The 7,440-nt window shown below is 72.2% G+C and carries 7 protein-coding genes; 5 read left to right on the plus strand and 2 right to left on the minus strand.

Annotation, left to right across the window (positions count from 1 at the left end):
* Positions 1-3,002 (minus strand): MMPL family transporter (locus tag VFN12_RS04595; protein WP_325117420.1); only part of this gene is annotated, 3,002 nt, incomplete at its 3' end.
* 188 nt (positions 3,003-3,190) lie between these two features.
* Here VFN12_RS04595 and VFN12_RS04600 point away from each other — a divergent pair.
* Positions 3,191-3,991, plus strand: a complete 801-nt coding sequence (locus tag VFN12_RS04600) for a thioesterase family protein (protein WP_325117421.1) — start codon at positions 3,191-3,193, stop codon at positions 3,989-3,991.
* 13 nt (positions 3,992-4,004) lie between these two features.
* Here the strand turns inward: VFN12_RS04600 and VFN12_RS04605 are convergent, their stop codons facing one another.
* Positions 4,005-5,105, minus strand: a complete 1,101-nt coding sequence (locus tag VFN12_RS04605; RefSeq protein ID WP_325117422.1) for a hypothetical protein — start codon at positions 5,103-5,105, stop codon at positions 4,005-4,007.
* Here VFN12_RS04605 and VFN12_RS04610 point away from each other — a divergent pair.
* The 4 genes from VFN12_RS04610 to VFN12_RS04625 form a co-directional block, all read left to right on the plus strand.
* Entirely contained in the window at positions 5,104-5,547 is a 444-nt protein-coding gene (locus VFN12_RS04610; protein ID WP_325117423.1) for a (deoxy)nucleoside triphosphate pyrophosphohydrolase, read from the plus strand. The genes VFN12_RS04605 and VFN12_RS04610 overlap by 2 nt on opposite strands.
* Entirely contained in the window at positions 5,544-6,455 is a 912-nt protein-coding gene (gene mshB / locus VFN12_RS04615; protein WP_325117424.1) for an N-acetyl-1-D-myo-inositol-2-amino-2-deoxy-alpha-D-glucopyranoside deacetylase, read from the plus strand. Before VFN12_RS04610 ends, mshB begins: the two co-directional genes overlap by 4 nt.
* Positions 6,456-6,785, plus strand: a complete 330-nt coding sequence (locus tag VFN12_RS04620) for a hypothetical protein (protein WP_325117425.1) — start codon at positions 6,456-6,458, stop codon at positions 6,783-6,785.
* Between the two features lie 26 nt (positions 6,786-6,811).
* A partial coding sequence (locus VFN12_RS04625) for a peptidoglycan binding domain-containing protein (RefSeq protein WP_325117426.1) occupies positions 6,812-7,440 on the plus strand: 629 nt, incomplete at its 3' end.

Consider the following 7,440-nt stretch of genomic DNA (forward strand, 5'->3'; position numbering starts at 1 on the left):
ACGAGGATGCCGGCGAGCAGGACCGCACTCGCGAGGCCGACGCCGAACTGCTTGATCGTCGGGTCGCCGTTGAGGATGAAGCTGGCGAACACCGACGTCATGATCAGGCACGCCGCGGTGGTGATGCGCGCGCTGGTGCGCAGCCCGGACGCCGCCGCCTGACGGGCCGGTTCCCCGGCCAGGTGGTGCTGCTGGATGTGGCTGACCAGGAACACCTCGTAGTCCATGGACAGCCCGAACAGCACGGCGAACATCATCAGCGGCACATAGCTCGCGATCGGCACCGTCGACGACGACGTGTCCAGCCCGACGAGGTCGATGCCCCAGCCCCACTGGAAGCACGCGGTCAGGATCCCGAAGGCGGCGGCTGCGGACAGGACGTTGGTGAGGGCTGCCTGGAGCGGCACCAGGATCGAGCGGAACGCAATCATCAGGAGCACGAACCCGAGCAGGATCACGGTGCCGATCACCAGCAGCAGTCGCTGTGAGATCAGCGTCGCCAGGTCGGCGTACGACGCGGTGTAGCCGCCGACGTACGTCGTGATCCCGCCCTCGGACGTCGCCTGGGGCACCACCTGTTCGCGCACCTCGGTCAGCAGCCGGGCGGTCCGTTCCGTCGCGGGGGCGGTCGTCGGGACAGCCGAGAGCAGCACGACGTCGCCACGCTGGTTGGTCTGCGGCGGTGTCAGGGTCTGCACCCCGTCGGTGCCGGAGAGAGCCGTCTGGAGCGTGACCACCCGCGTGTCGGTGGCCCGAGGGTCCCCGCCCGCGGCGGTGACCATCGCGGTCAGCTGCTTCTGGAGCTTCTCGGCCTGCTTCTTCTGCTGCTCGGCGGTCTGCTGGCGGCCCTTGAGCGCATCTGCCTGCTGCTGGAGACGGACCCCCGCCTGCTGCAGCTCGGCGCCCTGCTGCTGCAGCTGGTCGGCCTGCGCGCGGAGCTCGTCCGCCTGGGCCTGGAGGTCACTGGCAGAGGCCTGGAGATCGGCCTTCTGCGACTCGAGCTGCCGCGCCTGCGCCCGGAGCCGGTCGGCCCGGGCGGACAGCTGGTCGGCCTGGGCCTGGAGCGCGTCGGCCCGGCTCTGGAGCTGGTTCGCCTGCGCCTGCAGCGCGCGGGCCTGTGCCGCGAGCTGTTCGGCCTGGCGACGGAGCGGAGCAAGATCGGTCCGCACCTGGGCCTCCTCGCCGCGCACCTCCTGCAGCCGCGCCCGGAGGCGGGCCACCTCGGCGTCGTTGCCGTTGGCCTCGGCCCGCTCGATCCGGCGCTGGAGGACCCGGTCGCGGGCCTCGAGCACCACCAGCCTGCGGACCAGGGGACGTGCCCGCTCCGCGAGGGCTCGGGCCTCCCGCTCGAGCCGGTCACGCTGGGCGATCAACCGCTGCTTCTGCCGCAGGAGCCCCGCCTTCTCCGCGCGCAGCCTGCGCGCCTGCGCCTCCAGCGATGCCTGCTCCTCCTGCAGCCGGGCACCCTGGGTCTCCAGCTGGTCGCCCTCGCTCCGGAGCTCGGCCTGCTCGGCCTCGAGGTCGGCCTGCTGGGCCTGCAGGTCGGCCTTCTGCGCCTCGAGGTCCGCCTGCTGTGCCTCGAGCTGCTTCTGCTGGGCCTCGAGCTGCTTCTGCTGCTGGGGCAGCGTCTTCTGGTCCTTCTGCAGCTGCTTCTGCAGGGACGTGGCCTTGGCGTACTTGCGGTTGTACTCGTCGCTGGGGCTGGCCGGGGGGTCGAGCCTGGACGCCACCTGAAGGGGCCCGTTGTAGCCGGCCCCGAACCCGGCGGTGATCAGGTCGTAGGCCTTGCGCTCGGTGGTGTCCGGCGGTGCGGCGCCGATGTCCTCCTGGCCGAACGCGAGCGACGGCGCCGGCACGATCAGCGGAGCCAGGAACGCCAGCGCGACCAGCGTGAGCAGGACGGGGCGGCGGGTGACGAAGCCGGCCCACCTGCCCCAGACGCCGCCGTCAGTGTGCTTGCGGCGCATGAACGCGGGCAGGGAGAGCCAGTTGACCCGGCGGCCGAGCAGCGCCAGCACCGCGGGGAGGAAGGTGATCGCGGCCAGTACGGCGGTGAGCACCGCCACCGCGGACGCGAGGCCGAGCGTGCTGAGCAGCGGGATGTTGGCGACCCGCAGGGCCACCAGAGCCACCACCACGGTTCCGCCGGCGAACACGATGGCGCTCCCGGAGGTGGCCACGGTCTTCGCGATCGACTCGTCGACGCGCATGCCCTCCTCGAGGTGCTGCTGATGTCGCGTGATCATGAACAGCGCGTAGTCGATGCCGACCCCGAGCCCGATCATGGTGGCGAGGGTCGCGCCGGTGTCGGGGACGGCGACCAGATGACCCATCAGGCCGATCGTCGCCAGCGCGAAGACGAGGCCCACGACGGCCGTGATGATGGGCATGCCCATCGCGATCAGGCTGCCCAGCACGAGGGTCAGGATGAGCATCGCGCACAGGATGCCCACGACCTCGCTGCTCTCGGTCGGCTGGTCCGAGAGCTCGGTGCCGATGGCCCCGGCGGCCTCGACCTGGATCCCGGCCGCCGACGCCGGTTGGGTGGCCTTGAAGACGGCGGTGGCGATCTCCAGGTCCAGCTCTGAGGACCCCACGTCGAGGAGCACCGGTGCGAAGGCGGTCTGCTTGTCGTCGGACAGCAGTCCCGCGGTCTTGCCGGCATCGCTCAGGGGCGAGGTCACGCTGTGGACGTGGGGGGCCGACCGGAGGTCCTTCACGGCGGACTTGACGGCCTGCTGGTTGTCCGGGTCGGTGAGCTTCCCGTCCTCGACGTGGAAGACGATCGGGTTCGCGCCGTTCTGCTGGGGTGGGAACCGTTCGGTGAGCAGGTCCTGGACCTGCTGGCTCTCGGTCCCCGGGAGGGCCAGGTCGTTGCTGGTCTCGGGACCGTAGGCGACCACCAGCCCCGCGACGACGGCCGCCAGCAGTGTCCAGATGCCCAGGGCGGCCCACGGCCACCGCGCGCAGAACCTGCCGAGAGCATGCAGTGCCTTGCCCAAGATGACCTCCTGAGCCCCGCCCCGTCTCGGCGTTCTCAGAAGTCTAGGGGCGGGTCCCGGTGGTCGTCGTGACCCGGCCCGGCTGGTCCTTCCGCGTCACGTGCTGCTGGGGGCGCGCCTCGCATCTCGACCCGGTGAATCCACGGAGGGCCGGGATGCCGGAAAAGGCGGTCGCCTAGCCTGTGGCCGTGAACGAGTTCGACGAGCAGACCGCCGTCCATGCGTCCGCGGACGGGGAGTTCAAGGCCGACCTCGCTCCCGGCTGGGTGGTCGGCGGCGGTGTCAACGGTGGCTACCTGCTCGCCGTGATCGGCAACGCGATCCGGGCCAGCCTGCCCGGCAAGCCGGACCCGATCGCGATCAGCGCCTACTACCTCGCCACGTCCGAGCCCGGCCCGGCCACGGTCACGACCCGCACCCTCCGCGAGGGCCGCACGGTCGCCACCGTCGCCGCCGACCTGGTGCAGGGTGACCGGGCCAGGATCACCACCCTGGCGACGTACGGCGACCTCGGCGACCTGCCCGACGACGTGCGCACGTCGGCCGAGGAGCCGTTCCTCCCACCGCCCGAGGACTGTGTGCCCAACACGATGGCACCGGAGGAGGTGCGACGGATCGCGCCGCTGATGGATCGCTTCGACATGCGCTTCGACCCCGCCCACGTCGGCTGGGCCGTGGGGGAGCCGAGCGGCAACGGCGTCCTGCAGGCGTGGTTCCGGCTCCACGACGGGCGGGAGCCGGACCCGCTCGCGCTGCTGCTCACCGTCGACGCGCTGCCACCGGTGACCTTCGACCTCGGGATGCCCGGTTGGGCCCCCACGCTGGAGCTCACCGCCCACGTGCGCGCCCACCCGGCGCCGGGCTGGCTGAAGGTCCGGCACGCGACCCGGAACATGGCCGGTGGCATGTTCGAGGAGGACTGCGAGGTCTGGGACTCCGCCGGAAGGCTGGTGGCGCAGAGCCGTCAGCTGGCCCGACAGCCGCGGTGAACCGGCCGGTGCCTCACCGGTCGAACCAGCTGCGCCGCATGCTGAACACCCAGCGTCGTCCCGGGTGCTCGGTGACCGACCACAGCTCGTCGGTGGAGGGCCACCACGAGAGGTCCTCCGGCCCCATCGGGGTCGCCATCAGGAACCGGCGGAAGGCGCCCGGGCGGCCGACGTACACCGAGCCGCAGACAGTGCTGCCCCTCGACACCGACAGGTAGTACTCGCCCTCGACGACCACCACACCCTGGGTGTGCGCGACCCCCTTCGGCTCGAGACGCAGGGGACGCGAGATGCCGTCCTCGCCGGTCTGCAGCAGCAGCGAGTCGGGGTCCAGCGGGTAGTGGGCCAGCCGCCGGGACCCCTGTTCCGCGGAGGTGTACTCGCCGGCGACGAGGTGAGGAGGCGACACCGACCGGTCGAGGGACAGGAACGAGTAGCGCAGCCTCTCGTGGCCCTCCTCGGCGAACGACTGGTACGCGAACCGGACCGGCAGCACGTACCGGTACCCGTACGCGGAGACCCGGTCGCCGTCGACCCCCAGCCGCTGGGGGTCCCCGGGACCGGGGTCGGGCACCCGCATCAGGTCGTCCAGCCGGAACGTCATGAAGCCCCGCGCGGTGGCGGCCACGTGGAGGTGGTCACCGCACCACACCACGCCTCCGGCGTGGACGCGCAGCGGGAGCACCTGCAGCGACCCGTCCCGGGCGAACCGCGGCACCACGAGCAGCACGTGGCGGTAGCGCCGGCTCTCGCGGTCGACGAAGGTGATCCGCGAGCCCTGGCCCCCCTCGCCCAGATCCTTGGCGTACCAGCTCACCGCGAAGATCCGCCGCCCCGCGACGTCCTCGCCGGCCGAGGCGTCCGCCGACGTGGTGATGCCCTGCGGCCACCACCGGGTGGTACGCCGGTCCTCGCGGTCCCAGGTGAAGGCACGGTGCACCGCCCGCCCCGGCGGCCACAACGGGCGGGTCCACACCCGGTGCCCGCGACGGTCGAGATCGGCCAGGACGCCACCCAGTCCGACCCGCCCACCCACGAGCGCGGCCAGGGCGTCGATCTCGGCGCGGTTCTCACCGGTCCGGTGCAGGTGCACGCCCTCGACGTACTGCTCCATGGCGGTCCACGCTAGTGCGGCATGCTCGTGCCCCGTGGGAACCCGTCCGCCTCGCTCCGTCGTCGGAGCCGCGATCCTCCGAGGGGGCCGCGTGCTGGCTGCGCGTCGTACCGGCCCTGCGGCCGCGGCGGGCCGCTGGGAGTTCCCCGGAGGCAAGGTCGAGCCCGGCGAGACCCCTGAGTCGGCCCTGGTCCGTGAGGTGGCCGAGGAGCTCGGGTGCCGGGTCGAGGTGACCGGATGGCTGGCCGGTGAGGTCGGGATCGGCGACACCCACGTCCTCAGCGTGGCCCTGGCCCGACTGGTCGACGGAGAGCCCGACCCCGTGGAGCACGACCAGCTGCGCTGGCTCTCGGCCGGAGAGCTCGGCCACGTCGACTGGCTCGACTCCGACCGGCCGTTCCTCGCCGAGCTGCGCGAGACGCTGACTACGCTGACGCCATGAGCGAAGCCCCCGCCCGGCGTCTCCTCGTCGTACACGCGCACCCCGACGACGAGACGATCGGCACCGGCGCGACGATGGCGTCGTACGCCGACCGGGGCGTCGGCGTCACGCTGGTCACCTGTACGGCGGGCGAGATGGGCGAGATCCTGGTCCCCGAGTGGAGCCACAAGGCGGCCGACCAGGACGACTCGCTCGGTGAGCACCGCAAGGAGGAGCTCGCCGCGGCGATGAAGATCCTCGGCGTCACCGACCACCGGTTCCTCGGCGGGTTCGGGACCTATCGCGACTCCGGCATGGCCTGGCACGAGGACGGCCACGCGATCCCGGGCGACGTCATCCACGACAACGCGTTCTGGAAGGCGGACCTCAACGAGGCGGCCGACCACCTCGTCCGCGTCATCCGCGAGCTGCGGCCGCAGGTGCTGGTGACCTACGACCAGTTCGGCGGCTACGGCCATCCCGACCACATCCAGGCCCACCGGGTCGCCACGTACGCCGCCGCGCTCGCCGCGGTGCCGTCGTACAAGCACGACCTCGGGGAGCCGCACGAGATCGCCAAGGTCTACTGGAGCGCGATGAGCGAGGGCCGGATGCGGGAGAGCCTGCGCGCGATCCGGGCCACCGGCGACACCGAGACCTTCGAGGGGATGGACCCCGACGGCGACCTCGGCCCGTTCGTCACGCCGGACGACCAGCTCACCGCGCGGATCGACGGCTCGGCGGTGATCGACCGCAAGATGGAGGCGCTGGCCGCCCACAAGTCCCAGGTCGAGCAGGACGGCTTCTTCTTCTCCGGCGCCGAGAGTGGCCACGCCTTCTGGGCCGAGGAGTTCTTCCGGCTGGCCAAGGGCACGCCGGGCGAGGTCGGCGAGGACGGGCTGGAGTCCGACCTGTTCGCCGGTACCTGAATGCGCGTCCTGGGGGCAGCGGTCTTCTTCCTGGGTGGTGTGGTGACGGCGCTGGCCACGGTGGCGGTCCACTCCTACGGCTGGGGGTTCCTCCTGGGCGCCGCCGCCACGCTGGCCGCACTGGTGGCCCTGGGCCCCGGCTGGTCGACGCGCCTGGCCTTCGGCCTCGGCTGGGTCGGGTTCATCACCTGGGTCACGCCGTCGCGTGCCGAGGGTGACTTCGCGATCTCCTCCGACCCGGCGGGCTACGGCCTCCTGGCCGTGGCGCTGGTGGTCCTCGTCTACTCCGTCGCCAGCCTGCCCCGGCCGCGGCGTGGAGGCGTGGAGTAGTCGGAGCGCGCTCCTAGGATGGCGCTGTGAGCGAGCAGGACCGGGAGAACGAGGGCGGCCGGGTCGTCCTGTTCCTGCTCCTCGGCCTCGTCGTGCTGTTCGGCGCCGGCTATGCCGCTGCCTACGCCGTCGCCGGCGACAACGTCCCGCGGGGCACCACGATCGCGGGGGTCGAGGTCGGCGGCCGCAGCAAGGAAGCGGCGGTCGCGGCCCTCGAGCGCGGGCTCGCCGAGCGCAGCACGGCGCCGATCCCGATCTCGGTCGACGATGGCACCGTCGACAGCGTCGCGATCGAGAGCGTCGACCCGGTGGCCGCCGGCCTGTCGGTCGACTACCCCGCCTCCGTCGAGGCAGCCGGAGGTGGGCGGTCCTGGGCGCCCGACCGGCTGTGGGACTACTTCACCGGCGGCGACGACCTCGATCCGGTGGTCACCGTCGACGACACGGCCATGACCGCCACCGTCGAGGAGGTCGTCGCGGCCCACGAGAGGCCGGCGAAGAACGGTGACGTGGCCTTCGACGAGGGTCGGGTCGACGTGGTCGACCCTCGTCCCGGTGAGCAGCTCGATGAAGGGGAGGTCCGTTCCGCTCTCGAGGCGGCGTACCTGCAGGACACGCCGGCCGAGCTGGCCAGCGTCCCGACCGCACCCGACGT

It is taken from the genome of Nocardioides sp. (assembly GCF_035703625.1).
GTDB lineage: Bacteria > Actinomycetota > Actinomycetes > Propionibacteriales > Nocardioidaceae > Nocardioides.